General features: G+C 74.0%; 21 protein-coding genes. 9 read left to right on the top strand and 12 right to left on the bottom strand.

Going from position 1 to position 24,047, the window contains the following annotated elements; genetic code table 11:
- Window positions 1-44: 44 nt before the first annotated feature.
- Window positions 45-1,541 carry an MFS transporter gene (locus PV410_RS13525; protein ID WP_500324353.1) on the bottom strand — a complete coding sequence of 499 codons (1,497 nt, stop codon included), beginning with the start codon at window positions 1,539-1,541 and terminating at the stop codon, window positions 45-47.
- An 87-nt stretch (window positions 1,542-1,628) separates the two neighbouring features.
- Here PV410_RS13525 and PV410_RS13520 point away from each other — a divergent pair, with 87 nt between their 5' ends.
- Window positions 1,629-2,024 (top strand): MarR family winged helix-turn-helix transcriptional regulator, encoded by a 396-nt coding sequence (locus PV410_RS13520; RefSeq protein ID WP_500324352.1) that lies wholly within the window; start codon window positions 1,629-1,631, stop codon window positions 2,022-2,024.
- A 30-nt stretch (window positions 2,025-2,054) separates the two neighbouring features.
- On the opposite strand, the gene PV410_RS13515 is transcribed toward PV410_RS13520, so the two are convergent.
- The 3 genes from PV410_RS13515 to PV410_RS13505 form a co-directional block, all read right to left on the bottom strand.
- Window positions 2,055-2,522 (bottom strand): DUF4442 domain-containing protein, encoded by a 468-nt coding sequence (locus tag PV410_RS13515; protein ID WP_500324351.1) that lies wholly within the window; start codon window positions 2,520-2,522, stop codon window positions 2,055-2,057.
- A gap of 69 nt (window positions 2,523-2,591) precedes the next feature.
- Window positions 2,592-3,338: a maleylpyruvate isomerase family mycothiol-dependent enzyme gene (locus PV410_RS13510; protein ID WP_500324350.1), complete on the bottom strand. Its 747-nt coding sequence runs from the start codon at window positions 3,336-3,338 to the stop codon at window positions 2,592-2,594.
- Window positions 3,339-3,554: 216 nt separating this feature from the next.
- Window positions 3,555-4,793: an MFS transporter gene (locus PV410_RS13505; RefSeq protein WP_500324349.1), complete on the bottom strand. Its 1,239-nt coding sequence runs from the start codon at window positions 4,791-4,793 to the stop codon at window positions 3,555-3,557.
- Between the two features lie 17 nt (window positions 4,794-4,810).
- On the opposite strand from PV410_RS13505, the gene PV410_RS13500 reads away from it, so the two are divergent.
- Window positions 4,811-6,034 carry an ROK family protein gene (locus PV410_RS13500; RefSeq protein WP_500324348.1) on the top strand — a complete coding sequence of 408 codons (1,224 nt, stop codon included), beginning with the start codon at window positions 4,811-4,813 and terminating at the stop codon, window positions 6,032-6,034.
- A 30-nt stretch (window positions 6,035-6,064) separates the two neighbouring features.
- Here PV410_RS13500 and PV410_RS13495 read toward each other — a convergent pair whose 3' ends face one another.
- Entirely contained in the window at window positions 6,065-6,961 is an 897-nt protein-coding gene (locus tag PV410_RS13495) for a DUF2797 domain-containing protein (protein WP_500324347.1), read from the bottom strand.
- Window positions 6,962-7,109: 148 nt separating this feature from the next.
- Here PV410_RS13495 and PV410_RS13490 point away from each other — a divergent pair, with 148 nt between their 5' ends.
- The 3 genes from PV410_RS13490 to PV410_RS13480 are packed head-to-tail and all read left to right on the top strand — an operon-like array spanning window position 7,110 to window position 10,758.
- Window positions 7,110-7,418 (top strand): SHOCT domain-containing protein, encoded by a 309-nt coding sequence (locus PV410_RS13490; RefSeq protein WP_500324346.1) that lies wholly within the window; start codon window positions 7,110-7,112, stop codon window positions 7,416-7,418.
- Window positions 7,415-8,185, top strand: coding sequence for an ABC transporter ATP-binding protein (locus PV410_RS13485; RefSeq protein ID WP_500324345.1), 771 nt, complete (start codon window positions 7,415-7,417; stop codon window positions 8,183-8,185). Before PV410_RS13490 ends, PV410_RS13485 begins: the two co-directional genes overlap by 4 nt.
- Window positions 8,182-10,758: an ABC transporter permease gene (locus PV410_RS13480; RefSeq protein ID WP_500324344.1), complete on the top strand. Its 2,577-nt coding sequence runs from the start codon at window positions 8,182-8,184 to the stop codon at window positions 10,756-10,758. Before PV410_RS13485 ends, PV410_RS13480 begins: the two co-directional genes overlap by 4 nt.
- Before the next feature lie 64 nt (window positions 10,759-10,822).
- Here PV410_RS13480 and PV410_RS13475 read toward each other — a convergent pair whose 3' ends face one another.
- Complete coding sequence (locus PV410_RS13475) at window positions 10,823-11,380, bottom strand: ATP-binding protein (protein ID WP_500324343.1); 558 nt, start codon at window positions 11,378-11,380, stop codon at window positions 10,823-10,825.
- Window positions 11,381-11,568: 188 nt separating this feature from the next.
- A complete protein-coding gene (locus tag PV410_RS13470; RefSeq protein ID WP_500324342.1) occupies window positions 11,569-11,877 on the bottom strand; it encodes a hypothetical protein in 309 nt (102 codons plus the stop codon).
- 158 nt (window positions 11,878-12,035) lie between these two features.
- Here PV410_RS13470 and PV410_RS13465 point away from each other — a divergent pair, with 158 nt between their 5' ends.
- The 3 genes from PV410_RS13465 to PV410_RS13455 all read left to right on the top strand — a co-directional run bounded on the left by PV410_RS13465 (window position 12,036) and on the right by PV410_RS13455 (window position 15,908).
- Entirely contained in the window at window positions 12,036-13,133 is a 1,098-nt protein-coding gene (locus tag PV410_RS13465; RefSeq protein WP_500324492.1) for a PLP-dependent cysteine synthase family protein, read from the top strand.
- A 93-nt stretch (window positions 13,134-13,226) separates the two neighbouring features.
- Window positions 13,227-14,627 carry a GlnX family signal transduction membrane protein gene (locus PV410_RS13460; RefSeq protein WP_500324341.1) on the top strand — a complete coding sequence of 467 codons (1,401 nt, stop codon included), beginning with the start codon at window positions 13,227-13,229 and terminating at the stop codon, window positions 14,625-14,627.
- 90 nt (window positions 14,628-14,717) lie between these two features.
- Entirely contained in the window at window positions 14,718-15,908 is a 1,191-nt protein-coding gene (locus PV410_RS13455; protein WP_500324340.1) for a hypothetical protein, read from the top strand.
- A gap of 26 nt (window positions 15,909-15,934) precedes the next feature.
- Here the strand turns inward: PV410_RS13455 and PV410_RS13450 are convergent, their stop codons facing one another.
- Together PV410_RS13450 and PV410_RS13445 are read right to left on the bottom strand one after the other, a co-directional pair.
- Window positions 15,935-16,411 carry an SRPBCC family protein gene (locus tag PV410_RS13450; protein ID WP_500324339.1) on the bottom strand — a complete coding sequence of 159 codons (477 nt, stop codon included), beginning with the start codon at window positions 16,409-16,411 and terminating at the stop codon, window positions 15,935-15,937.
- Window positions 16,412-16,436: 25 nt separating this feature from the next.
- Window positions 16,437-17,300 (bottom strand): DeoR/GlpR family DNA-binding transcription regulator, encoded by an 864-nt coding sequence (locus tag PV410_RS13445; RefSeq protein WP_500324338.1) that lies wholly within the window; start codon window positions 17,298-17,300, stop codon window positions 16,437-16,439.
- A gap of 249 nt (window positions 17,301-17,549) precedes the next feature.
- Between PV410_RS13445 and PV410_RS13440 the strand changes: the two genes are divergently transcribed.
- Window positions 17,550-19,850, top strand: coding sequence for a hypothetical protein (locus PV410_RS13440; RefSeq protein ID WP_500324337.1), 2,301 nt, complete (start codon window positions 17,550-17,552; stop codon window positions 19,848-19,850).
- Here PV410_RS13440 and PV410_RS13435 read toward each other — a convergent pair.
- The 3 genes from PV410_RS13435 to PV410_RS13425 all read right to left on the bottom strand — a co-directional run bounded on the left by PV410_RS13435 (window position 19,820) and on the right by PV410_RS13425 (window position 24,000).
- Entirely contained in the window at window positions 19,820-22,255 is a 2,436-nt protein-coding gene (locus PV410_RS13435; protein ID WP_500324336.1) for a right-handed parallel beta-helix repeat-containing protein, read from the bottom strand. The genes PV410_RS13440 and PV410_RS13435 overlap by 31 nt on opposite strands.
- Window positions 22,256-22,421: 166 nt before the next feature.
- Entirely contained in the window at window positions 22,422-23,030 is a 609-nt protein-coding gene (locus tag PV410_RS13430; RefSeq protein ID WP_500324335.1) for an Rv1733c family protein, read from the bottom strand.
- Window positions 23,031-23,163: 133 nt separating this feature from the next.
- Window positions 23,164-24,000 (bottom strand): MOSC domain-containing protein, encoded by an 837-nt coding sequence (locus PV410_RS13425; protein ID WP_500324334.1) that lies wholly within the window; start codon window positions 23,998-24,000, stop codon window positions 23,164-23,166.
- Window positions 24,001-24,047: the final 47 nt, after the last annotated feature.

Raw genomic sequence — 24,047 nt, 5'->3', positions numbered from 1 at the left:
CCGCGCGGACCGTGGTCCGCACGGGCCCCCAGGCGGCGAGCAGGTCAGTCCCGCACCGGGACCTTGCGCTCCTCGCCCACCGGCGTGGCGGTGTCGGAGGAGGCGACCACGAAGCCGTACGACACCCTGCGGCGCAGCCCCGTGAGGGTGATCAGCAGTCCGGCCAGGGCGATCGCACTGACCACGACCAGCCCCGGGCGGTAGCTGTCGAGCACCGCCTGCGGGGAGGCGGGGTGGCCGTCATCGGACCCGGCGGTGATCGCGGCGGTCACCACCGCGAGGAAGATGGCGCCGCCCACCTGGAAGGAGGTGTTCAGCAGGCCGGAGACCATGCCCTGCTCCTCGTCGCGCACGCCGTTGGTGGCCTGGATGTTGAGCGACGGGAAGACCAGCGCGCACGCGGCGCCCAGCAGCAGCATGGACGGCAGGATCACCGCGGCGAAACTGGGGGTGAGGTCGACGCGCAGGAAGAGCACGTAGCCCACGAAAAGCAGGGTGAACCCGGTGGCGATCACCCGCGGTGTGCCGAAGCGGTCCACCAGCGGACCGATGCGCGTGGAGGCGAGCGCCACCAGCGCCCCCGCGGGCAGGAAGGCGAGCGCGGTCTGCAGCGCCGACCAGCCCAGCAGCGACTGCATGTACTGGGTGACGAGGAACTGGAAGCCCACGTAGGAGCCGAAGAAGGCGGCGCCGCCCAGGTTGGCGCGGATCTGGTGGGGCGAGCGCAGGACGCCCAGCCGGATAAGCGGGTGGCTGCTGCGGTGCTCGATCACCGCGAAGGACGCCAGCAGGGCGGCGACGGCGGCGAAGGAGAGCAGGGTGCGGGCGGAACTCCAGCCCGCTTCGGGGGCCTGGACGACGGTGAAGACCAGCAGCAGCATCGCCCCGGTGCCGGTCAGGGCGCCGGGCAGGTCGTAACCGCGGCCGGTGTGCCGCTCGCGGGGGCTCGACGGGATCAGCCGCATGCCGGCCACGAGGGCCAGGACGGCCACGGGCGCGGGCAGCAGCATCGTCCAGCGCCAGCCCACCTCGGTCAGCAGGCCGGACAGGACCAGACCCATGGAGAAGCCGGTCGCGCCGCAGGTGGTGTAGATGCTGAGGGCGCGGTTGCGGACCGGTCCCTCGGCGAAGGTCGTGGTGATGATGGACAGTCCCGCCGGGGCGGTGAACGCCGCGCTCAGACCCTTGATGAAGCGGCTGGCGATGAGCAGTTCACCGGAGTCGACGAGTCCGCCGAGCAGGGACGCGAGGGCGAACACGGCCAGCGCGACGAGGAAGACCCGGCGCCGGCCGAGCAGGTCGGCGGCACGGCCGCCGAGGAGCAGCAGGCCGCCGTAGCCGAGGATGTAGCCGCTGACGACCCACTGGAGCGACGAGGTGGACAGGTCGAGGTCGTCCGCGATGGACGGGAGGGCCACGCCGACCATCGAGACGTCCAGGGCGTCGAGGAAGAGCGCGGCGCAGAGCACCAGCAGGGTGCCCCACTGCCGGGCGCTCCAGCGCCCGTCGGAACCGGGGACGGCGGTGTGCGGAGAGGTCATGCCGAGGAACATTACATGCATGTGCATCAGATGCAAGCGCATTTAATGTGCGTACATCTAGTGTTGATTTTCTGGTATCCTGCGGCCATGACCGGCGTGAAGAGTGAGCATGTGCTCGTGGAGCGGTGGCGGGAGGTCCTCTCCCTGCACGCGCGCACCGCGTGCGAACTCGACCGTGAGCTGAACCCGCACGGACTCGGGGCGAGCGACTTCGAGGTGCTCGACCTGCTCGCCGAGGGCAACCCCGACGACGGCGGATGCACCTACCGCGTCCAGGAGCTCGCGGACCGCGTGCACCTGAGCCAGAGCGCGCTCTCCCGGCTGGTCGGCCGGCTGGAGAAGGACGGCCTCGTCAGCCGGGGGATCTGCAGCGAGGACCGGCGCGGGGTGCGGGTCGCGCTGACCGAGGCGGGCCGGGTGCGCCACGAGGAGGTCAAGCCCGTGCAGCGCGCCGTCCTGGAGCGGATGCTCGGCCAGGCCTGAGGACGCCCGGCGTCGCAGCCGTCCTTCCGCTCAGCGGGAGTCGCGCTTCCGGCGGACGTACAGCTGCTTGCTGACCCTGGCCACGACCGTCCCGTCGTCCGCGACGACGTCGTTCTCGAACCACACCAGGGCCTTGTCGCCGCCCGCGGTGAGCCCCCTGATCTCCTCGAGCCGGTGCTCGGTCAGCTTGAAGTCGGCGAACACGTCCCCCTTGCCGGGTGAGACGAACTCGATCTCCGCCGCGCGGTCCCACACCAGGTAGTCGCGCCCTAGGCGGTTCATGACCAGCAGCATCCAGAAGGGGTCGCTCATCGAGAAGAGCGATCCGCCGAAGTGGGTGCCCACGTAGTTGCGGTTGAAGCGGTGGAGCCGCAGGCGGACCCGGGCCGAACTCCAGTCGTCGGCGATGTGCAGGACGCGGATGCCGGAGAACAGGTAGGGCGGCCACCAGGTGATCGCGCGGCGCAGGGCGGCGGGCGTGAGGGAACGTCGTGCCATGCGGAGACGCTAGCACGTGAAGTTACCGGTTGGTAATCACGGTGCCGCCCCTGCGTCGCGCCCGGTGCGTCAGTCGATCGCCGCCGTGCGCCGCCACAGTTCGATCACGGAGCCATCCCCCGTCACCTGCAGCTTCTCGTACGCACCCCGGTTCCAGAGGGTGAGGTAGAGCTCCTCGGCGGTGCCGCTCACCGTGCAGTCCGCCTCGCCCGGCGCGGGCCTTTCGACGGCCAGGGGATCGGCCGACATGCGCGCGAGCCAATCGTCCCGCGCGGCGTCGGTGTCGGTCGTGCGCACCCGGAGCGTCCTGGGCGTCCCGCTGCGGACCCGGCTCCTGGGCCGGGCGTGGAAACCGGCGAGCAACTCGTCGATGCCGTCGGCCGCGAACCCAGGATCCACCGGGGACGGGGCCCGGCCCAGGGCCAGTTCCGCGTCGACCCGGTGGACCGCCGTCTCGTGCGCCTGGCGCCGCGCCCAGAAGGCCCGCGGGGAGGGGGCCTTGAGGAAGTGCCAGCACTCCAGGTCGGCGGGTGCGGCATCGAGGGCCGCGACCAGCAGCCCGTGGCCCTCGCGGAACCAGGGGAGGAGCGAGGCGTCGTCCCTGGGTGCCTCGGCCTCGATGGGCTCCGGCTGCCGCCGTCCCTCCGCGACGTAACGCGTCGCCCAGCGGTGCACGACCCCTTGATGGCGGACCAGTTCACGCACGCGCCAGCCGGGGCAGGACGGCACCTCGGCGTCGAGCCCGGCCGCTTCCGCCGCGTCGGCGAGCAGTCCGCCGTCGCGTCGCAGCACCTCGATGAACTCGGCTGTCTCCATGACGCGATTGTGGCAGCCGGCACCGACAGCCGGGCCCGTGAAAGCTCAGTGCGCGGGTCGACGCCGGCGCCGGGCCCGCGCCCACCAGGCCGGACAGCACCGCGTCGAGGACCGCCGACGCCACGGCCGTTGCCACGGCCGCCGACCAGCCACCCCAGCCTCGGGCGGCGTCGGCCGTCCAGTCCCCGCACGCCGGGGGAACCCGGATGCGACGCGTCAGACTCCGGCCGCCGCGGACGCGTGCCGGGTCGTGTGCGCGACCACGGCGGCCACCGCCGCCAGCGCGGCGACCGTGGTCAGCGCGACCGGCAGCCCGAAGGCGTCGGCAAGGAAGCCGATCGTGGGCGGCCCGAGCAGGAAGCCCGCGTACCCCAGGGTGGAGGCGGTGGCCACACCGCCGGGGCCGCCGAGGGCACCGGCCCGGCCGATGGCCACGGGGAAGACGTTGGCGAGCCCGAGCCCGGTGAGCGCGAAACCGGCCAGGACGAGCCAGACCTCGGGGCCGAACGCCCCCAGCAGCATCCCGGTGCAGGCCGTGAGTCCGCCCAGCACCACCGCCCGGGTCGGGCCGAGCCGCAGCAGGAGGGCGGTGCCGGACAGGCGTCCGACGGTCATCGCGAGGGCGACGGCGGCGTATCCGGTGGCCGCGAGGGCCGGACCGGTGTGCAGGTCCTCCTGAAGGTGGAGCGGACCCCATTCGGCGAGCGCTCCCTCGCCGTATGCGGTGCACAGCGCGATCAGGCCGAAGACAGCGACCATCCGCCGGGCGCCCGCCTGGCGCGCCGTGTCGTGCGCACCGTCCATGGTGACGGCCGGCGGATCCGCGGGCTCCGCGGTACGGGGGACGGCGTGTCCGAGCAGGAGCCGCCCGAGCAGCACCGTGGCCAGGAGTCCGAACAGCGCGACGCCGACGAGGTGCTGGGCTGGCGTCAGCCGCGCGGCCAGTGGCCCGCCGACGCCCGCCCCGACCAGTCCGCCAAGGCTGTACGCCGCGTGGAAACCGGGCATGATGGGGCGCCGCAGCGCGGCCACCAGGTCGACGGCGACGCTGTTCATCGCGACGTTCATGCCGCCGAAGCCCACGCCGAGCAGGAGCAGTACGAGACCGAGGGCGAGGGGGGAGTGGGTGAACGGGGGCAACGCGACGCCCAGTGACAGGACGGCACCGGTGCCGACGGTCACCTGCCGGGCCCCGAAGCGCCGGCACAGCCGCCCGCTGGGGATCATGGTGGCGACCGCCCCCGCAGACACGCCGAGCAGCGCGAGGCCGAGCGCTCCGGCCGAGGCGCCGACCTGCTCCTTGACGGCGGGGATGCGAACGACCCAGCCGGCGAAGACGAATCCGTCCAGGGCGAAGAACGCGGTCAGGGCGACACGCAGGCGCCGCAACGGGGGCGGCGGACTTGCGCGATCTTGCCGGGCGAGTACGCTCCGTATTTTGTTTAGGCTCGGCACAAAGTGAGAATAGGACTGTGACCCAGACTCGGACAAGGTTGGAGCGGGGCCGTGGTGCGCTCGGTCCCGCGCTCGCGCTCGTGCACACCGGGCGTGCCCCCACCCGCGCCGTGCTCACCGCCGAACTCGGCGTGACGCGGGCGACCGCGGGGGCCGTCGCAGCCGAGCTGGAGGCACTGCGCCTGATCCGGGTCGACACCCGGCCGGGCGGACCCGCCGGAGCGCAGGGCCGGCCCTCGCACCGGCTCGCCGTCAACCCCGAGGGGCCCGTCGTCCTCGCCGCGCAGATCCACGCCGACGGATTCCGCGCCGCCCTGGTCGGACTCGGCGGCCACATCCTCGCGTCCGCTCCGGTCACCATGACCGTGCCCGCGGACCCCGCCCGGGTCCTCGGCGCCGTCGTCGAGGCCGGTGCGGAGCTGCTGCGCGCCTCCGGCCGGGCGTGCGCGGGTGCCGGTCTCGCCGTGCCCTCCGCCGTCGCCGAGCCGGAAGGCGCCGCGCTCAACCCCCTGCACCTCGCCTGGCCCGCGGGCGCACCCGTCCTGGACATCTTCCGCGAGCAGATCGAGCGGTCGGGCATCATCTCCCCCAACGGGGCGCCGCCGCCGTGCTTCGTCGGCAACGACGTCAACGTCGCCGCTCTCGCCGAGCACCGGCACGGCGCCGGACAGGGAGCCGAGCACCTGCTGGTCGTCGCCACCGGCCACCGCGGCGTGGGTGGTGCGCTCGTCCTGCACGGCAAGCTCCACACCGGCAGTGCCGGACTCGCCCTGGAGGTCGGCCACCTCACGGTCAACCCCGAGGGCCGCCCCTGCCATTGCGGCAGCCGTGGCTGCCTCGACGTCGAAGTGGACCCCCTCGCCTTCCTGGAGTCCGCCGGCCGCATCCCCGGCCCCGAGGGCTCGCTGCCCGACCAGTGCCGTGCCCTGCTCCGCGAGGAGTACGACGACCCGGCGGTGCGGCGCGCCGCCGACAGCCTCATCGACCACCTCGGCCAGGGACTCGCGGGACTGGTGAACGTCCTCAACCCCGACCGGATCCTGCTCGGCGGCCTGCACCGCTGGCTGCTCGACGCCGACCCGGGACGGCTGCGTGCCGTCGTCGCCGAACGCAGCCTGTGGGGGCGCAGCGGCGGCATCCCGCTGCTCGCCTGCGCCCTGGACCACAACAGCCTCGTCGGGGCCGCGGAACTGGCCTGGCAGCCCGTGCTGGACGACCCGCTCACGGCGCTCGGCGCCTGAGGTCCGTCCCCCGGAGCCGCCGGCACACCGTCAGAACAGCGGCTCCGGAGGCTCGGTGGCCTGCGGCAGTGCCTTCGTGGGCGGGGCCGGCAGGTCCTCCGCCGACGCCGTGAGCGGCCATCCCGGCACCAGGTGCGTGTCGAGCAGCAGGACACCGTCGGCCGGCCCGGCCGTGCGGAGGTAGACGTCGCCGCCGGCCACCGCCACGACGGTGCCGCCCAGGGCGGTACCCGGGGCGAGCCCGGTCACCGCGGCGGTGGCCTGGGGCGCGTCGGGCTCCAGGCCGAACACCACCGCGTGGTCGACGGGTTGGAACCCGGTGGCGGTCAGCGTGTCCCGCCAGTCGGGGACCGCGGCCGCCGCCTCGTGGAGGGCCCGCAGCCCGGCCACCCGTGCGGGTGCAGGTGGCAGCGCGGCACGGGCGGCACGCTTCGCGGACGTCGCCACCCGGTCCGGGATGCCCAGCGCCGTCCCGAGGACCGACTCGGCGCGGCGCGCGGCCATCAGCGGCCCCCGGCCCAGGAACGTGAAGCAGATCGCGGCTTGTTCGAGCAGCCGTGCGCTGCCCCGCTCGGCCGCCGTGATGCCGACCTTGCCCAGACCCGGGCCGAACCAGGCCAGGTACACCGCGAAGGTCCGGGGGTCGTCCAGCCGCGTGTCCGCCGCCACGGACCGGGAGCGGTCCAGCGCCGCGCACTGCTCGCACTGGTCGCGGCGGGCCCGCGCGGGAAGTTCCGCGGCCTGGGGGCACGGAGTCCAGCGCCCCGAACGCCACACGCCCATGCACTGCCGCACCGCGCCCGGTTCCACGGCGAGCGCCAGCGGGTCGCCGAGGCGCACGGGACTGCGCCGGTCGCCGTGGCGGGGGTGCCACCAGGTCCACGCCGGGCCCCCGGACACCCATCGCAGACCTGTGCATCGCCACATGATCCGCATGTTAGGCGCAGGCACCGACAGCGGCCGTACTCCCCGGGTGGTACCCGCGGTGCCGCTGGCCGTACGACGACCAGCGGCCGCGCGCGGACCAGTCTCGTGGTGCCGGGAAACCACGGCATCACCAAGGAGACGATTCGCGATGGACGCCAACGCACTGACCTCGCTCGCCGACCACTGGGACGGGGGCCCCGGCCCCTGGATCCTGTTCTTCCCGCTGATCTGGGCCGCCGTCATCGGAGGCGTCGCATTCGTGCTGCGCCGCGCCGCGTGGCGCAGGGGCCCCGGCCGCGGCCCCTGGCACGCCCGGGCCGCGATCGGCGAGCACTCGCCGATCGCCGTACTGGGCCGCCGCTTCGCCGCGGGCGAGATCGACGAGGACGAGTACTGGCGCCGGCTGTCCGTCCTGGACGAGCAGTTCGGCCGCTTCCCCAAGGGCGGGGAGCGATGACCGCCGCCCGCGTCGTCGACGCAGTCAAGACCTACGGGGCGGGCGACGCCCAGGTGCGCGCCCTGGACGGGGTCACGGTCGGGTTCCCCAGCGGGCGGTTCACCGCGATCATGGGTCCTTCCGGATCCGGGAAGTCCACCCTCATGCACTGTGCCGCCGGCCTGGACACCCTCACCTCCGGGACCGCCTGGATCGGCGACACTGAGCTGGGGGCGCTCGGCGACCGGCAGTTGACGCTGCTGCGCCGGGAGCGGGTCGGCTTCGTCTTCCAGTCCTTCAACCTGCTGCCGACCCTGACCGTGGCGGAGAACATCACCCTGCCCCAGGACCTGGCCGGTGCCGGGACGGACCGCGAGTGGGTGGACGCCCTGATCGACGTCGTGGGCCTGGGCGACCGCCTGCGGCACCGCCCGAGCGAGCTATCCGGGGGCCAGCAGCAGCGCGTGGCGGTGGCCAGGGCGCTGGCCGGGCGGCCCGAGGTCGTCTTCGCCGACGAGCCCACCGGCAACCTGGACTCGCGGTCCGGCGAGGAGGTGCTGCGCCTGCTGGGACGGGCCGTCCACGAGATGGGCCGCACGGTCGTGATGGTCACCCACGACCCGGTCGCCGCCGCCCACGCCGACGAGGTCGTCTTCCTCGCCGACGGACGCCTGGTGGACACGATGCCCGAGCCGAGCGCGGAGAAGGTCCTCGACCGCATGAAGGCCTTCGACACCGCCCGCGACGCGGGACGCGGCACCGCACCGCGGCAGCGGGTGACGTCATGAGCGCGCCGGCCGGGCCGGTCCGCGCGTCCCTGCGGCTGAGCCTGTCCTCCCTGAGGGCCCACAAGCGCCGGTTCGCCGGCACCTTCCTGGCGGTCTTCCTGGGTGTCGCCTTCCTGGCCGGCACCATGGTGATGGGCGACACCCTGCGCGCCGGCTTCGACACGCTCTTCGGACACGCCAACAGCGGCACCGACGTGGTCGTCCGCAGCGCCGACGTCGTCACCGTCCCCGGGGAGGGGCAAGGCACCCGCGAACCTGTCGACAGCGCGCTCGTCGCGCCGCTGCGGGCCGTGCCCGGGGTGGCGGCCGTCGCGCCCGACATCGAGGGCGCGGGCCAACTCGTCGGCCGTGACGGCGAGCCCGTCGGCGGTCAGGGCCCGCCGACCCTCGCCGGGAACTGGATCGACGACGCCGGGCTGAACCCGTACGCCCTCGCCGAGGGCCGCGCCCCCAGGGCCGCCGGCGAGGCCGTGGTGAACCGTGCCGCGGCCGAGCAGGGAGGGCTGGGCATCGGCGACACGACCGTGCTGCGCACCCCCGACCCGCTGCGGGTGACGATCGTCGGACTGGTGACCTTCGGCGGCGAGGACGGCATGGGCCAGTCCACCTTCACCGGCCTCACCCGCGCCGACGCCGAGCGCCAACTGATGCCCGGGCCCGGCCGGGCGTCCACGATCAAGGTGCGCGCGGCCTCCGGCGTCGGCCAGGAAGAGCTGGCGAGGCGCGTCGCGGGCGTGCTGCCCCACGGTGTCGAGGCGATCACCGGTCAGCAGGCCACGGACGAGAACCTCGACCAGGTCTCGGGCCGGTTCCTGTCGCTGTTCACGACCCTGCTGACGGTCTTCGCCGGGATCGCCCTGCTCGTGGCGACCTTCAGCATCCACAACACCTTCGCGATCGTCGTCGCCCAGCGCACCCGGGAGAACGCCCTGCTGCGGGCGCTCGGCGCATCGCGGCGCCAGGTGCTCGGCTCGACCCTCACGGAAGCCGTGGCCGTGGCGCTGGCCGCTTCGGCCGCCGGGCTCCTGGGTGGGATCGGCATCGCGGCCGGGCTCCAGGCGCTGTTCCCGGCCGTCGGATTCCCCTTCCCGGACGGGGGACTGGTCGTCGGCGCCACCGCCATGGCCGTACCGCTCGGCGTCGGCCTGCTCGTCTGCACCGGCTCGGCCGTGCTGCCCGCCGTCCGGGCCGGGCGTACGGCGCCGCTCGCCGCGCTGCGCGAGACGGCGGTGGACCACTCCGGTTCCTTGCGCGGACGGGCGGCGCTGGGGGCTGCGCTGGCGGTGGCCGGTGGCGCGACGACCGTGGCGGGCGCGGCGGGCACGCCCGAGGTGTGGCTCGCCTCCACCGGAGCCGCCGTGGTCGTCGTCGCGTTCGTCGTCCTGGGGCCGGTCGCCGTCTCGTACGCGGTACGCGTCCTGGGAGCCCCGCTGGCCCGGCTGCGCGGTGCCACCGGGGCGCTGGCCCGGCGGAACGCGCTGCGGAGCCCGAAGCGGACGGCGGCCACCGCCACCGCGCTGATGATCGGCGTCGCGGTCGTGTCGCTCTTCACGGTCTTCGGTGCCTCCCTGAAGGCCACCATGGACCGGACCGTCGACCGCTCCTTCGCCGGCGACGTCGCCCTGACCGCCTCGGGGTTCGGTGCGGGTGCGAACGGTCTCAGCCCGGGGCTCGCCCCCGCCGTGGCGAAGCTGCCGGAGGTGGCGACGGCGGTCGGGCTCGGCAAGGGCGTCGCCGAAGTCGACGGCGGAGGGCGGCGGCTGACGGTCACCGACCCCGTCGCCCTGACGCGCGTGCTCGACCTCGGTGCCGTCGACGGCTCCCTGAGCGGCCTCGGCCGGGACGGCGTCGCCGTCTCCCGCCAGGAAGCGGACAAGCACCACTGGAAGCCGGGCAGCACCATGATGCTGGCGTTCGCCGACGGCACCCGCCAGACCTTCACCGTGCGCGCCGTCTACCCGGAGGCCGGCCTCGGCGGCGACTACATCGTCACCCGCACTGCCTGGGCACCGCACAAGGTGCAGGACGCCGACGACCTCGTCGCCGTCGCCTTCAAGAAGGGCGTCGCCCTCGACGAGGGCCGCACGGCCGTCCAAGGAATCGCCCGGCAGTACGGCAACCCCGAGGTGCAGACCCGCGAGGAGTACGCGGAATCCGCCGCTTCGGGCGTGGAAATCATGCTGACGCTCGTCTACGCACTGCTCGCGCTGGCCGTCCTCATCGCGCTGCTCGGCATCGCCAACACGCTCACCCTCGCGGTGCACGAGCGCACCCGCGAGCTCGGGCTGCTGCGCGCGGTCGGGCAGACCAGGAGCCAGCTACGGGCCATGGTCCGCGGGGAGTCCGTCCTGGTCGCCGCCTTCGGCACGGCCGGCGGCCTGGCGCTCGGGGGGTTCCTCGGCTGGGCACTGGTCAAGGCGTCGGACGGCGCGGGCACGAGCGCCTTCGCGGTGCCGCCCGTCCAGCTCGCGGTCGTCGTGCTGGTCGGGCTGGCGGCCGGAGTCCTGGCCGGATGGCGTCCGGCCCGGCGCGCGGCGCGTCTGGACGTACTGAGGGCCATCGCAGCGGAGTGACTCCGCCGACGACGGCCCGGGGGCCACGGCCGCCGTGCCCCTCCGGGGGTGCGGCGGCCGCGCGTCAGACCAGCACCGGTTCGGCCGCGGCCGGGACCAGCCGATCGAGTACCGGGGCCCAGGCCTCCGGCGTCTCGGGGAGCACCGGCAGCGTCCGCGGGGCGACCTTGCGGACGACTGTCGCCGACACCTGCTCGGTCATCGCCCTGGACGAGACCGTCGCCTCGGCCCGGAGCGTGAACCACACGACCTTGCCACCGTCGTTGACGGTCTCGGTGCCCCAGCTGTCGCTCATCGACACGACCATGGCGAGGCCGCGGCCGCAGGTGGCCAGGGGCTCGAACTCGCGGACCCGCGGCAGGCGCGGATCATTGTCCGAGACGGCGACGGTGAGCCAGCCGGAGGCGAAACTCAGCTCGACGGAACAGCGCTTGTCCGGCCGGGCGTGCCGGTGGACGTTGCCGAGCAGTTCGGTGATGCCCAGCAGAGTGGGGTCGATCAGGGGGTCCAGCCGCCAGTACCGCAGTTGAGCGGCGACGATGCGGCGTACCTGCTGGATCCGGGACGGCAGTGCCTCAAGTTCCAGGGCACACTGCCGTTTACTGCCTTCTGAGCTGATCACGGCTGCGACTCCCTCCGCGGTGAGGGCGCGCCCCTGTGATCGGGGCATGCCCCGCCCGCATGGTTGGGAACACCTTTGCGGGATTGCTGTGAGTGACTGCTGCAGTGACTCCGTGACGCCACTCAAGGATCACCCCGATGGATGCTTACCGCAACTCCGTGAACGCGGAGAGTGCCGTTCCGTTCGGCTCAGCGGCGAGCGACCCGCTCCCGGGCCGTGCGCAGGGCGTCCAGGAAGCGGCCCGCGGACGCCGCGCCCTGCGTGCGCAGGGTCAGCAGGTAGCCGGTGCCGTTGAGCCGTGTCAGGGTGCGGCGCCGCACCGCGAACCGCGGGGTCAGGGCGTGGACGTCCTCCACCGGGGCGCTGTCGATCTCCCGCCCGCGGCTGGTGAGCAGCACCAGGCGGCCGTCACGGATCAGGACCTGCCCGCCCCGGGTGAGCGACCGCAGCCGCCGTCCGATCCGCACCCCTGTGGCGGTGAACTCCGCTTCGGCCACGGCGCATCCCCTCCTTCGTCCGCTCGAAGTCTGCCCGCTCCGGGGGGCGTGGCACCAGCGCCTGCCTATGATCGGGAGACAGGCGCGAACGGAAGGCGGCGCAGGTGGACAGCAGCGAGAAGGGCGACCGCGAAGACCGTGCGAGGCCGGCGGAGGCGATGCCCACCGTCGACGTGGACCGGACCGACCCGGACTACCGGGGGTGGCTGAAAGAGGCCGTGCGCAGGGTCCAGGCGGACGCCAACCGCTCCGCCGACACACACCTGTTGCGCTTCCCGCTCCCCGACGCCTGGGGCATCGACCTCTACCTGAAGGACGAGTCGACCCACCCGACCGGCAGCCTCAAGCACCGCCTCGCCCGTTCGCTGTTCCTCTACGGCCTGTGCAACGGCTGGGTCCGGCCGGGCAAGCCCGTCATCGAGGCCTCCAGCGGTTCGACCGCGGTGTCCGAGGCGTACTTCGCCGCCCTGATCGGCGTGCCGTTCATCGCCGTGATCCCGCGCACCACCAGCTGGGAGAAGCAGCGGCTGATCGAGTTCCACGGCGGCCGGTGCCACCTGGTGGACGATCCGCGGACGGTCTACGAGGTCTCCGCCCGCCTCGCGGAGGAGACCGGCGGCCACTACATGGACCAGTTCACCTACGCCGAGCGCGCCACCGACTGGCGCGGCAACAACAACATCGCCGAGTCGATCTACCAGCAGCTGCGCCTGGAACGGAACCCCTGCCCGGCGTGGATCGTGGCCACCGCCGGCACCGGCGGGACCTCGGCCACCCTCGCCCGCTACATCCACTACATGCAGTACGAAACCCTGGTGTGCGTCGCGGACCCGGAGAACTCGGTGTTCTTCGACGGCTGGGTGAGCGGCGACGACTCCGTGTGCTGCGACCGCGGTTCACGGATCGAGGGCATCGGCCGCCCGAGGGTGGAGCCGAGTTTCGTGCCCGGTGCCATCGACCGGATGATGAAGGTGCCGGACGCGGCGTCGGTGGCGGCGGTCCGCGCCCTGGAGGCGGCCATCGGGCGCAAGGCCGGGGGATCGACGGGCACCGGCCTGTGGAGCGCCTTCAAGATCGTCTCGGAGATGCTCGCGGCGGGCCGCACGGGCAGTGTCGTCACCTTGCTGTGCGACCCCGGCGACCGGTACCTGGACAAGTACTATTCCGATGCCTGGGTCACCGGACAGGGCCTGGACGTCACGCCGTACGCCGTCACCATCGACACCTTCCTGACGGCGGGGACCTGGCCGGACTGACGCGGTCCGCCCGTTCCGTTCTGTTACGTCGTGGTCACCAGGAGTCCGCCGGAGTACCGCCTTCCCTTCCACGGGCGCTCTTAGCGTCCGGATATGACGATCTCTCACGTCGCGCCTCCGGCGGTCGCGCCGCCGACCCCCGCGCCCGGTGCGGCCGCACCGCCGGTGCGCCGGGCGCCGGTACCGCCCGTCCAGGCGCGGCGCCGGCGCATGCCGCCCCCGGCGCGCCTGGTCGTCCAGGCGACCGCCGCGTTGGTGGCCGTCCTCGCCCTGTGCCTCGCCGTGGTCGTCGGGGCCGTCACCGTACGGTCGGACGCCGAGCAGTTGCGCGACACCTCCGCGCACCGCGCCGCCGTCACGGCGGAACTCCGCTTCGCCCTGGCCGATCTGGACGCCCAGCGCGCCAACCAGCTGGTGCCCGGCCACGCGGTCGACGACCCCGAGGTGTCGGTCGGCAACCGCCTCCTCGCACTCATCACCGCCCAGCAACGCCGGGCCCAGGCCAGCGACCTCCTCCGGCAGCTCGGCGGCGACGAGGCCCATGCCGCGCAGGTGCGCGGCATCCTCGACCTGCTCGGGCGCTACGACGACGCCAGCGGTCGTGCCGCCTACGTCGACGAGCAGCACCACGAGCGGGCCGCGGGCCACCCGCCGGTGGTCGCCGTCGCCTTCTCCGCCGAGGCGGGCGACATCATGCACAGCCACCTGCTGCCCAAGGTCGCGACCCTGGCGAAGGCCTACGACGCGCAGGCCACGGCGGCGTCGCGCACCGCGCAGGACGCCGCCGTGGGCTCGGCCGTGACCGTGGGGCTGCTGGGCCTGGTCGCCGTCGCCGTGCTCCTGTGGTGGCAGCGGGACCTGACCCGCCGTTACCGCCGTGTCCTCAACCCGGCGCTGGCCGCCGCCACGACCGCGGCGCTCGGGGTCACCCTCGCCGGCGTGTTCTCCTTCACCGGCGCCGCCGCCGACCTCGACGCCGGGACCCGGGACGGACTGCGCCCCTGGTCCCGGCTCGCACAGGCCCGCGCGGTCGCCGCGGAGGCCGCCGCCACGCAGAGCCGCTGGCTCGTCAACGGCGCCGAGCCGCAGCAGCGCGCCGAACTCGACGCGCTCAACCGGCGGCTGGACGGCCTGCTGGCCCCCGACGGCTGGGCCGCGGCGGACGAGCGTCCCGCGTACGCCGACGTCAACGAGCGCTACGGGCACTTCCGCGCCGACGACCGCAAGCTCGTCGAGCTGATGGCCGGCCAGCGGATCGACGAGGCGGCCGTGGTGCTCACGGACGTCGGACGCGGTGAGGTGGGGTTCGACTTCTGGGACTTCTCGACCACCCTGGACGTCCTCGCGCAGGAACAGCAGGCCGACTTCACCGTGCGCACGGACGCCGCGCGCTCCGCGCTCGACGGCTGGCCCGCCGTTCCCGCGGGCGTCCTCGGCATCGCCGCGGCCCTCGTCGTGGTCGGTGTGCGGCCGCGGCTCGCGGAGTACCGGTGAGGCGGTGGTCCCGGGGCCGACGGGGCTTGTGGGGAAACTGCGTTCGGTTATAGAAAGGCCTGTCAGTCCGATCTTGTGAAAGAGCCTCCGGTGACCACCACTCCACCGCCCCCCGACGACGTCCCCTCCGTGCCCGACGACGTCTGGGAGCGGTTCGTCCAGGACAGCGAGGCGGAGATCCGCGCGTCGGCGCCCAAGGAACCCTCGGCGCGGGCCCGTATGGTCACCGAGCGACTGCGGCAGCAGGACGCGGAGGCGGCGCGCCGCACCAAGCGCAAAGGGCGCGGCAACCCGCCGCCCGCGCAGCCCGAGGGCTGGCGCACCGGCCCGGCGGTCTACGCGGTCGAGGCGCGCGGCCACCGGCGCCGCCGGTGGCTCGGGCTGGTCGGCGTCCTCGTCGCCGTCGGGGTGCTGCTGTTCGCTTTGAACCCGGGCTGGGCGCTGGACGCGATGCGCGGCAGCGCGGCCCCGGCCCCCTCGCCGCTCCCCGCGGAGACCGCGCGGCCGACGAGCGCCCCGTCGAAGGAGGCGTTCCCCGGCACGCCCACGCTCGGGGACCCGTTCGCCGGCTCCCCGGCGAAGCAGTACGCCGACGGCGCCGCGGGGATCGTCCCGCCGAAGGCGCGGTCGGCCGGCTGGATGACGTCGGCGCAGGTGAAGGCGGCCCTCAAGAACGTCAAGGCGTACCTGGTCGACACCAACCTGAACCCCGCGACGCTTCGGGGCGAACGGCCCGACGCCGCCCTGGGGATGATCGATCCGAGCCAGCGCGACCTGCGCACCCGGTTCGAGACGGCCTTCCGCAAGCCGACCGAGAAGAACGACCCGCTCCGGCTCGCGGTGCGCTTCAAGCCCTCCGAAGTCGCCCTGGCGGGAGACGTGGTCAAGACCCGCGGCCGGATGACCTTCGCGAAGGGCAAGGACCGCGCCGTCGTCGTCCACGCCGACTACACCTTCGTGTACCCCCTGGTGCAGGCAGGGTCCGGTTCCACCGAGGTCGCCCGGACGATCATCCGCCGCATCCTGGACGTGGAGTTCCCCGACCCGTCCCGCTACCGGGTGACCCCCGGCAAGCTCGCGATCACCCTGTACGTCGACGACGTCGCCAACACGGCCTGCTCCGTCCACGACGGCTGGCTCCACCCGCAGTTCGCCTCCGGCGCCTCGCCGGGTGACGACCCCGGTCGGTCGGGGCCCACCGTGGACCCCTACGACCGCAGCAGGGACCTCGAGGCCGAGCGGACGGGGTCAGAGGGCTGCGGCACCGTCTCCCGTACCTGAGGCCCCGGCCCCGCCGGGAGGCCCGTTCAGGAGGCCAGCCGGCGGTCCAGCGAGCGGACCGCGGAACGGAACGACAGGCCGAGGCCCGGGCGGGACAGGAGCAGGAAGGTGCGCAGGGGCGGGGGGCCGTCGGCGGCGAAGGTCCAGCGCACGTGGGTGCCGCCGCCCGGGGTGGGGGAGAGCGCCCATTCCTCCAGCAGGGCGCGCAGGCCCGGGGCGTTCGTGGCGTCGACGCGGTAGGCGAAGCGCCGCGGGGGCTCGTCGGCGAGGACGGTCTCCTCGAAGCGCACTCCTGCCCGGAGCCCGATCGCACGGCCCGTGGCGGTCGGCACGGCGGCCGTGACGGCGCCGAACCACGCCGTCCAGCCCTCGGTGTCCTTGGCCAGGGCGGCGTGCACGGCGTCGGGCGGTGCCGTGACGTCGGCGGCGAAGACGAGACGCAGCGGCGCCGAGGCGAGGAAGCCCAGGTCCACCTGACGTGTGGGGCGCAGTCGGCGGGTCATGGACCGTACGGTAGTTGATGCCCCGTCAGTTGTCTGCGGGGCTCTCGCGCAAGGCGCCGCCCGGCTCGGCCTCCCCGGGCTCGCCGGCGACGATCAGGTCCGACAGGTGCTCGGCGATCTCCGCCCGGAGCACCTCGGGGATGCCCGCGTCGGTGACGAGGGTGTCCACGTCCTCCAGGGTGGCGAAGGAGCTCAGGCCCACGGTGCCCCACTTGGTGTGGTCGGCGATGACGACCACCCGGCGTGCGGAGCGGACGAAGCGCCGGTTGGTCTCCGCCTCGGCGAGGTTGGGGGTGGACAGGCCGGCCTCGACCGAGATGCCGTGGACGCCGAGGAAGAGCAGGTCGAAGTGGAGCGAGCCGATCGCCCGGTCCGCGACGGGGCCGACGAGGGAGTCCGAGGGGGTGCGCACACCGCCGGTGAGGACGACGGTCGCGGCGCCCTCGCGGCCGCCGCCCGCGCCGCGGGCCGCGGAGTGGAAGACGTCGGCGACGCGGACGGAGTTGGTGACCACGGTGAGGTCGGGCACGTCGAGGAGGTGCTGCGCCAGGGCGTACGTCGTCGTGCCGCCGGTGAGCGCGATGGCGCTGCCGGGGGTGACCAGGCGGGCGGCGGCGCGCGCGATGGCCTCCTTGGCCCCGAGCTCGAGACCCGCCTTCGCCTCGAAGCCCGGCTCGTGGCTGCTGGCGGGGGCGACCGGCACGGCGCCGCCGTGGACCTTCTCGACCACGCCCTGACGGGCGAGCGCGTCGAGGTCGCGGCGGACGGTCATGTCCGACACGTTCAGCTTCCGGGTCAGCTCGTTGACCCGGACCCCGCCGCGGCGCCGGACCTCGTCCAGGATCAGCGCACGCCGCTGTTCCGCGAGCAGGTTCTGGTTGTCGCTCACCCGAGGTCCCGTCCCATCCTCTGATGTGATCCCGATGCTGCCCGGACCGGCAGTCTCGCCATCCTTCCACGACCGCCCCCGCCGGACGGGGGACGAAGGGCGCGGGGTGACCGGTCCCACACGTACCGCGTGTGACACGTTCGGGTGGCATTCGTGAACACCTCTGTCCCGTACTGGTACGTGTGCCCGATTCTGAATACGCGCGATGCCGTACGCGCGTCACGGGGAAAGTACGGGGAGGCGATCGCGATGCGGTCGGATACGGTAAGGACGGAACTGGCGCTGGAGTTGCTGGTCCATGGCGTCGGCGGGACGACGCCGCAGACGATGCTCAACGACCCGCGCATCACGCGCGTCTGCGGTGACGACACCGCCGGGATCTACCGGCGTGCCGACGACGCCGACGCGGAGCGGCGTCCGCAGGAGTACGGCGAGGGCCCGGTGCCCGACGCCTACTCCTGGTGCAATCTGACGTCCGGGGACGGCAGTCGTGCGCTGTGGCTGCTCCTGCTGCCCTTCATGGTGGCCAACCTGGCGCACTGGATGCGGCCGCCGGTCTCCCGGCCGCGCCTGGACCGGGCGTACGACGTGCTGGTGCGGCTGCTGGCGCTGTCGCTGACGGTGCTGCTGGTGGCGGCGGCCTGCGAGGTCGCGATGGACCTGGTGGCCTGGCAGTGCGCGGGCAACGCGGCCTGTGCGGGCGGGAAGAGCTGGCTGTCGTTCCTCGCCGCCGGCGAGCCGGGGCGCCGGATCGCCGCCGGGGCCGCGCTGCCCGTCGGGCTGACCCTGCTGCTGTGGTGGCTCTCCCGGCGCACCTGGTACGCCTACGAGTCCCAGCGGCCCCTGCCGGGCCCGCATCCGGAAGAGCGGGAGGGGCCGGACGTCACGCCGCTGGCCCGGCGAGGCTTCTGGTACGGGCGGCGGCTGGTCGCCAGGCTCCGTGCGGCCCATACGGCGGCGGGGCTGCTCACGGTCGCGGTCGCCCTGGTCGTCCCGCCGCTCGAAAGGGACATGGACGTCGGCGGGATCCGGATACTCGCCGCGGTCGGCTGGCTGCTGACGGGCGCCCTGGCCGGCTTGACCGTCGCGGCGATCGCCGTGACCTGCGGCATGGGACGCAGCGAGCACGCGCCGGACGAGGCCCTGGATCCACGGCTCGCCCGGGCGATGCTGGGCGGGGCGGCCGCCGCGCTGCTGGCCACGGCCGGATACGCCTGCTGGCACCGGCCGGGATGGAACGCCGGCGGGCGGCTGCCCGCAGGGGAGGCCTTCGGCTGGCTCGCCCTGGCACAGGGGCTGTTGCTCGTGGCGCTGGCATGCGTCGCGCATCTGATGCACCGCTCCGGCGGCGGGCGGGCGGAGCTGCGAGGTCTCGGCGGGCCGGCGGTGGCCCTGCTCGCGTGCTCGCTCGGCGGGGTGCTCACCGGAGGGATCGCCCAGCGGGTCGCGGACTGGCTGGACCGCGGGGCCACGCCGGGCGGCGGGGACGGAGCCGTCGCCGGGCCGCCCGTGCTGCTGTCCTGGCAGGCATCGGCGATCCCGCTGCTGCTGCTGGTGCTGGCCGTGGTGGTCGTCGCGCGCGGCAGGAGGCTGCTGCGCCGGACGCGGGCGCTGGTGCCGAAGGTGGAGTCCGACTATCCGGGGGAGGAGCACGAGCCGGCGCGCAGCCGCCAGATCGCCCTGGCCCGGGCCAGGGCCGAACTCACCGATCAGGCTGCCCTGTTCATAGGGGTCATCGGGACGGTGGCCTTCCTGCTGGGCGCGGGGGCGCTCGCCGGGGCCTGGCTGAGCGGTGCCGTTCCCGGGCGGGCCGGGGCCGACCCGCCCGGATGGGTGCGCACGGCCGCGGAGACCGCCCAGGCCCTGGGCTCCTGGCTGGTCGGCGCCGGGGTGGTGGCCCTGATCGCCCTCGGCCGCAGGGCCTACCGCGACGCCGGGGCACGCCGCACCGTCGGCATCCTCTGGGACGTCGGCACCTTCTGGCCGCGCGCCGCGCATCCCTTCGCCCCGCCCTGCTACGCCGAGCGCGCGGTGCCGGACCTGACCTGGCGCATGACGACCTGGACGCGGGCCAACCACGGCCGGATCATCCTCTCCGGGCACTCCCAGGGGAGCGTCCTGGCCGCGGCGGCGGTCTGGCAGCTGGATCCGGCGACCCGGGCGCGGATCGCCCTGCTCACCTACGGCTCGCCGCTGGGCCGGTTGTACGGGCGCTGGTTCCCCGCCTACTTCGGGCCCCCCGCGCTGACCTCGCTCCACGGCGAGCTGCACGCCTGGCGCAATCTGTGGCGGCGTACGGATCCGATCGGCGGCCCGGTGCACCTCGACGAGCCCGGGCCACCGGTCGACCGGGCGCCGCTGCCCGATCCTGCGGCGTACGGCCGGACGGAGGAACACCCGCTGCCCGCGCCCCTGCTGACCCACTTCGACTACCAGGCCGACCCGGCCTTCGCGGCCGAGCGCGGGGCGCTGCTCCGCTGGCTGTACCGCAACGTGGAGGGAGTGCTGCCCGGGCAGGGTCAGGGCAGCGGGGGGAGGTCCTCCGGGTAGAGCAACTGCAGCTCCTCGTGGCTGGGCTCGCTGATCCGGGCGAGCCGGCCCGCGTGGCGCTCGACCATGGCCTCGAAGGTCTGCCGCGCGGTGCGGCCGTTACCGAAGGCCGGGCCCTTGGGGATCGCGGTGAAGTACTTGTAGAGCGCCTCGCCGGTGTCCTCGGAGAGCTGGTACTCGTGCTCCTCGGCCTGGGCCCGCACGATCCGCAGCAGCTCGACGGGGGTGTAGTCGTCGAAGGTGATGGTCCGCGAGAAGCGGGAGGCGACACCGGGGTTGGCGGACAGGAAGTGTTCCATCTCCGCGGTGTAGCCCGCGACGATCACCACGACGGCCTCGCGGTGGTCCTCCATCAGCTTCACCAGGGTGTCGATCGCCTCCCGGCCGAAGTCCCGGCCGGAGTCCTCGGGGGCCAGGGCGTAGGCTTCGTCGATGAAGAGCACCCCGCCGCGGGCGCGTTCGAAGGCCTCCTGGGTGCGGATGGCGGTCGAGCCGATGTGCTCGCCCACCAGGTCGACTCGGGCCACCTCCACCAGGTGGCCGCGCTCCAGCACGCCCAGGGTGGCCAGGATCTCGCCGTAGAGCCGGGCGACGGTCGTCTTGCCCGTGCCGGGGGAGCCGGTGAAGACCAGATGGCGGCGCGGGGAGGGGGCCTTGAGGCCGGCCTCGCGGCGTCTGCGGCCCACCGCGATCAGGTCGATCAGGGAGCGCACCTCACGCTTGACGTTCTCCAGGCCCACCAGCGCGTCGAGTTCGGCCAGCACCTCGTCCGAGGGACGGGTGTCCCCGGCCGGGGCCGGCGCGGGCACGGCCGCGGGCCCGGCGGTGCTGGTCGGCGTCACGGGCAGTCCGCCGAGCAGCCCGAACGACGTGGGCGCGGGCTGCCGCTCACCCGCCGGAGCCGGCACACCCGACGACGACTCCGGCACGGTGCGGCGCTCACCGCTCTGGTCCCCGGTGCAGTCCTCCGTCACCGGGCCCGGCTCCGCGAACTCGTAACCGCCGCGCGCGCACCGCTCCGTGCGGCAGCGGGTGAGCGTGGAGCGGCAGCCGTCGATGATGTGGAAGCCGTAGCCCCGGCTGCCCGTGACCCGGCAGCCCGTGAAGGTCCCGCGGCCGCCCGCGGAGACGTAGAACCCGGCCTCGGCCGGGTTGGTCACGACACACCGTTCCAGCGTGGGATCGGCCCCCTTGGTGACGATGACCCCGGTCGCCGTGTCGTCGATGGTGCAGGCGGACAGCGTGCCGCCGCTGCCGTGGTCGCGGAACCAGGCACCGGTGGAGGCCTCGCGGATGCGGCAGTCGTCGAGCTGCACGGTGGCGCCGTCGCTGACCGAGACCGCGGTGTTGCGGACCTGGGAGATGTCGCTGTCGACCACGTCGGCGCGCGAGCCCCGGTCGAGCACGAACAAGGCGTCGGGCACGTCGTGCAGGCGGCAGGAGTCGAGGACGGCGGCGGCCCCGTCGCTGACCCAGACCGCCGGGTAGTCGCCCTGGCTGTCGTGGATCTCGCACTGGTTGGCGTCCACCCGGGTGCCCGGGTCCCACACCGACAGGCCGTTGCGGCCGAAGCGCCGCACCGTGGTGCGGGTGAGGGTGAGCACCGAACGGGAGCGCAGGTCCACGGCGTTCTCGGGGATGTCGTGGATGTCGCAGTCGGAGAGGGTCAGGGCGGCGTCGGTGTCCAAGGTGATGCCGTCGCCGGTGGTGCGGTGCACCTGGCACTCGGTGAGATGGCCGGCCGCGCGTGAGGCGACCTGTACGCCGGTGCCCTTGACCTCGTACACCTCGCAGCCGACCGCCTCGGCCACGGTGCCCTCACCGGTGAGGGCGAGTCCCGCCCCGGACGCGTTGCGGACCCGGCAGCGTTCCAGCCGCGGGGAGGCTCCGCCGCGTACGGAGATGCCGGTCTGGCCCGCGGCCACGACCTCGCAGTCCTCGAACAGCCCGCCCGCGGCCTCCAGGATGCTGATCCCGAGCCCGGCCGGGTTGTCGACGGTGCAGCGGCGCACGGTCGGCCGTGCCCCGTCGCGGACCTCTATGCCCACCGCGGACCGCGTGCTGACCCGCAGTCCGGTGAGTTCGGGTGCGGCGCCCTCGACCAGGAGGGCGGCGGCGGAGGTGTCCTGCCCCTCGACGGAGAGGTCCTGGACCGTCGCCGCGGCCCGTACGGTCAGCGCGACACCGGCCGGCGGGGCGATGCGGACGGAGCCCGGCCCCTCGGCCGCGCGGAGCGTTATGGCCTTCTCCACGACGAGGTTCTCCCGGTAGGTCCCGGGGTTGACCGAGAGCACGTCGCCCTCGGCGGCCGCATCCAGGGCCGCGGCGAGGCTCTCGTACTCTCCCGTGCGGCGGCGCCACCGCGAGCTGCTGGTGTGCGTCACCTGAACCACGCCCTGTGCCATGGAGATGCTCTGCCCCGTCCTCTTGCACTGCGCCGACCTGGGGGCCTCAACGGTAGCGCGCGCGGGGCGCGCGCCAGCACCCGATGCCGATGGATCACCTGATGGAACCGGGCGGATGAGGCCGATTGCGGATGATCCGTGGCACCGGCGTACGTATCCGGCGTGGTCAGCCGCCCGCCCCGGCGCGGCCCCAGCTCTGCCCGGCCGCGGCCCACTCGCGCTCCCACTCCGCGAGCCTGCGGCGCATCAACTGCCACATGAGCACCTGGCGCCCCATCAACCCCAGCACGCTCGCGCCGAGGAAGGTGCCGATCCCGGCGAGCATCGCATGCGTGGTGGCGGACCGGGTGTCCAGGGGCGGGGGCACGGGCACGGCACCGGACTTGTCGGTCCACATCGTGAGGTGGTCGCCCTTGTCGTGGGTGGCGGCCACGCGCACCTGGGCGGTGTGGACCTGCCCGTCCGGAGCGGTCCAGCGGACCACGGCGTCACGGCGTTCCTCGCGGACGTGGCCGGACTCGGGGTCGGGGTCGGCGGCCTCGCGCGGCCCGGCCTTGAGCACCAGGGCGCCGACCTCGATGCGGGTGGCGTGCTCGACGCCGACGGTGTGCTGGAGGGAGTGGTCCACGGCCAGCCCGGCGACCAGCCCCGCGGCCGGCGCCCCCAGGACGATGGCGCAGCCCGCCGCGACCCCCGCGCAGGCCTCGAACACGTCGGAACGGCGGCGCAGGCTGTTCTTCCGCCAACGCCACCACCGCACGTGCGTGGCCGCCATCGGGCCGCACCCCCTTCACCGTCCAAGTACCGCACATGGCACGGCACATGCGCGGCATGGACCGAGCGGGAGGGGGCCATCTCACGCCGGCACCCGTCCGGTGCCCGGACCGTGCCGCGGTCTCGGGACGCGTTCACTCCACCATCAACAACGCGTCTCCCACCCGGAGTGTTCCGGGTCGTACGGGCACGAGATTCTGTCCGAAAACCAGTCTGCCCCCGAATCTGCGGTGGCGCGCGAGGGTGCGCAGGGGTTCCCGGCCACGGGCCGCGGTGCGCTGGTCCGTCGTCGTCACCACGCAACGCCCACAGGGCTTCACGACGCGGAATTCGACTTCCCCGATGCGGATCCGGGTCCAGGTGTCCTCGGCCCAGGGGCCGGTCCCCGCGATGACGGCGTTGGGACGGAAGCGGTCCATCGGAAGGGGGCCTTCGCCGGGGTGGTCGCCCGCGGCGATCAGGGCGTTGAGGGCGGCCAGCGAGGCCTCGGTCGTCACGAGCAGGGGGAAGCCGTCGGCGAAGCTGACGGTCTCACCGGGGCGCGCGTAGTCCGGGTCTATCGGGCGGCGGCGGGCCGGGTTGTCGAGGTGGACGAGGGTGACCTCCGTGCCCAGGTACGTGCTGAACCAGGCGGCGGCCGCGTCTCCCGCGGGCACGGCCTCCACCTTGTCGCCCCATATGTGCACCGGGACCGTCGTGGACGGTCCCGGTGCGTCGATGTCCAGCAACGGCATCCCCGGGGCGGTCAGCAGCAGCCCACCACCGGGGGACGACTCCGCGCGTGCCAGGGCCAGCCGGGGCTGCTCCCGCTGCGTGACGCATCGTCCCGCAGCGTCGGCGAGCATCCACCGGCGGTCTCCGGCGAGCCCCCACGGCTCCACCAGCGCCTCGGACAACCGCTGTCCACCGAGCGACTTGACGGGGTGGACGTGCAGGGAGCTGAGGCGCGGTGTCGGCGTCGGAGTCGTCATTCCGCCATCGTGCCAGGCGGCGCGGTCACCCGTCGGCGGGGACCGGG

Origin of the sequence: Streptomyces sp. PA03-5A (assembly GCF_033792725.1) — a bacterium.
Taxonomy (GTDB): Bacteria; Actinomycetota; Actinomycetes; order Streptomycetales; family Streptomycetaceae; genus Actinacidiphila.
The sequence above is the reverse complement of the archived record's forward strand: the minus strand, read 5'-3'. Positions and strand labels throughout refer to the sequence as shown.

Bases quoted from the DNA above. Each gene is read 5' to 3' on its own strand.
- PV410_RS13430 (WP_500324335.1), bottom strand. From the start codon at position 23,030: ATGGCGGCCACGCACGTGCGGTGGTGGCGTTGGCGGAAGAACAGCCTG.
- PV410_RS13490 (WP_500324346.1), top strand. From the start codon at position 7,110: ATGGACGCCAACGCACTGACCTCGCTCGCCGACCACTGGGACGGGGGC.
- PV410_RS13515 (WP_500324351.1), bottom strand. From the start codon at position 2,522: ATGGCACGACGTTCCCTCACGCCCGCCGCCCTGCGCCGCGCGATCACC.
- PV410_RS13450 (WP_500324339.1), bottom strand. From the start codon at position 16,411: ATGACCCGCCGACTGCGCCCCACACGTCAGGTGGACCTGGGCTTCCTC.
- PV410_RS13510 (WP_500324350.1), bottom strand. From the start codon at position 3,338: ATGGAGACAGCCGAGTTCATCGAGGTGCTGCGACGCGACGGCGGACTG.
- PV410_RS13440 (WP_500324337.1), top strand. From the start codon at position 17,550: ATGCGGTCGGATACGGTAAGGACGGAACTGGCGCTGGAGTTGCTGGTC.
- PV410_RS13520 (WP_500324352.1), top strand. From the start codon at position 1,629: ATGACCGGCGTGAAGAGTGAGCATGTGCTCGTGGAGCGGTGGCGGGAG.
- PV410_RS13460 (WP_500324341.1), top strand. From the start codon at position 13,227: ATGACGATCTCTCACGTCGCGCCTCCGGCGGTCGCGCCGCCGACCCCC.
- PV410_RS13465 (WP_500324492.1), top strand. From the start codon at position 12,036: ATGCCCACCGTCGACGTGGACCGGACCGACCCGGACTACCGGGGGTGG.
- PV410_RS13480 (WP_500324344.1), top strand. From the start codon at position 8,182: ATGAGCGCGCCGGCCGGGCCGGTCCGCGCGTCCCTGCGGCTGAGCCTG.
- PV410_RS13495 (WP_500324347.1), bottom strand. From the start codon at position 6,961: ATGTGGCGATGCACAGGTCTGCGATGGGTGTCCGGGGGCCCGGCGTGG.
- PV410_RS13425 (WP_500324334.1), bottom strand. From the start codon at position 24,000: ATGACGACTCCGACGCCGACACCGCGCCTCAGCTCCCTGCACGTCCAC.
- PV410_RS13485 (WP_500324345.1), top strand. From the start codon at position 7,415: ATGACCGCCGCCCGCGTCGTCGACGCAGTCAAGACCTACGGGGCGGGC.
- PV410_RS13435 (WP_500324336.1), bottom strand. From the start codon at position 22,255: ATGGCACAGGGCGTGGTTCAGGTGACGCACACCAGCAGCTCGCGGTGG.
- PV410_RS13525 (WP_500324353.1), bottom strand. From the start codon at position 1,541: ATGACCTCTCCGCACACCGCCGTCCCCGGTTCCGACGGGCGCTGGAGC.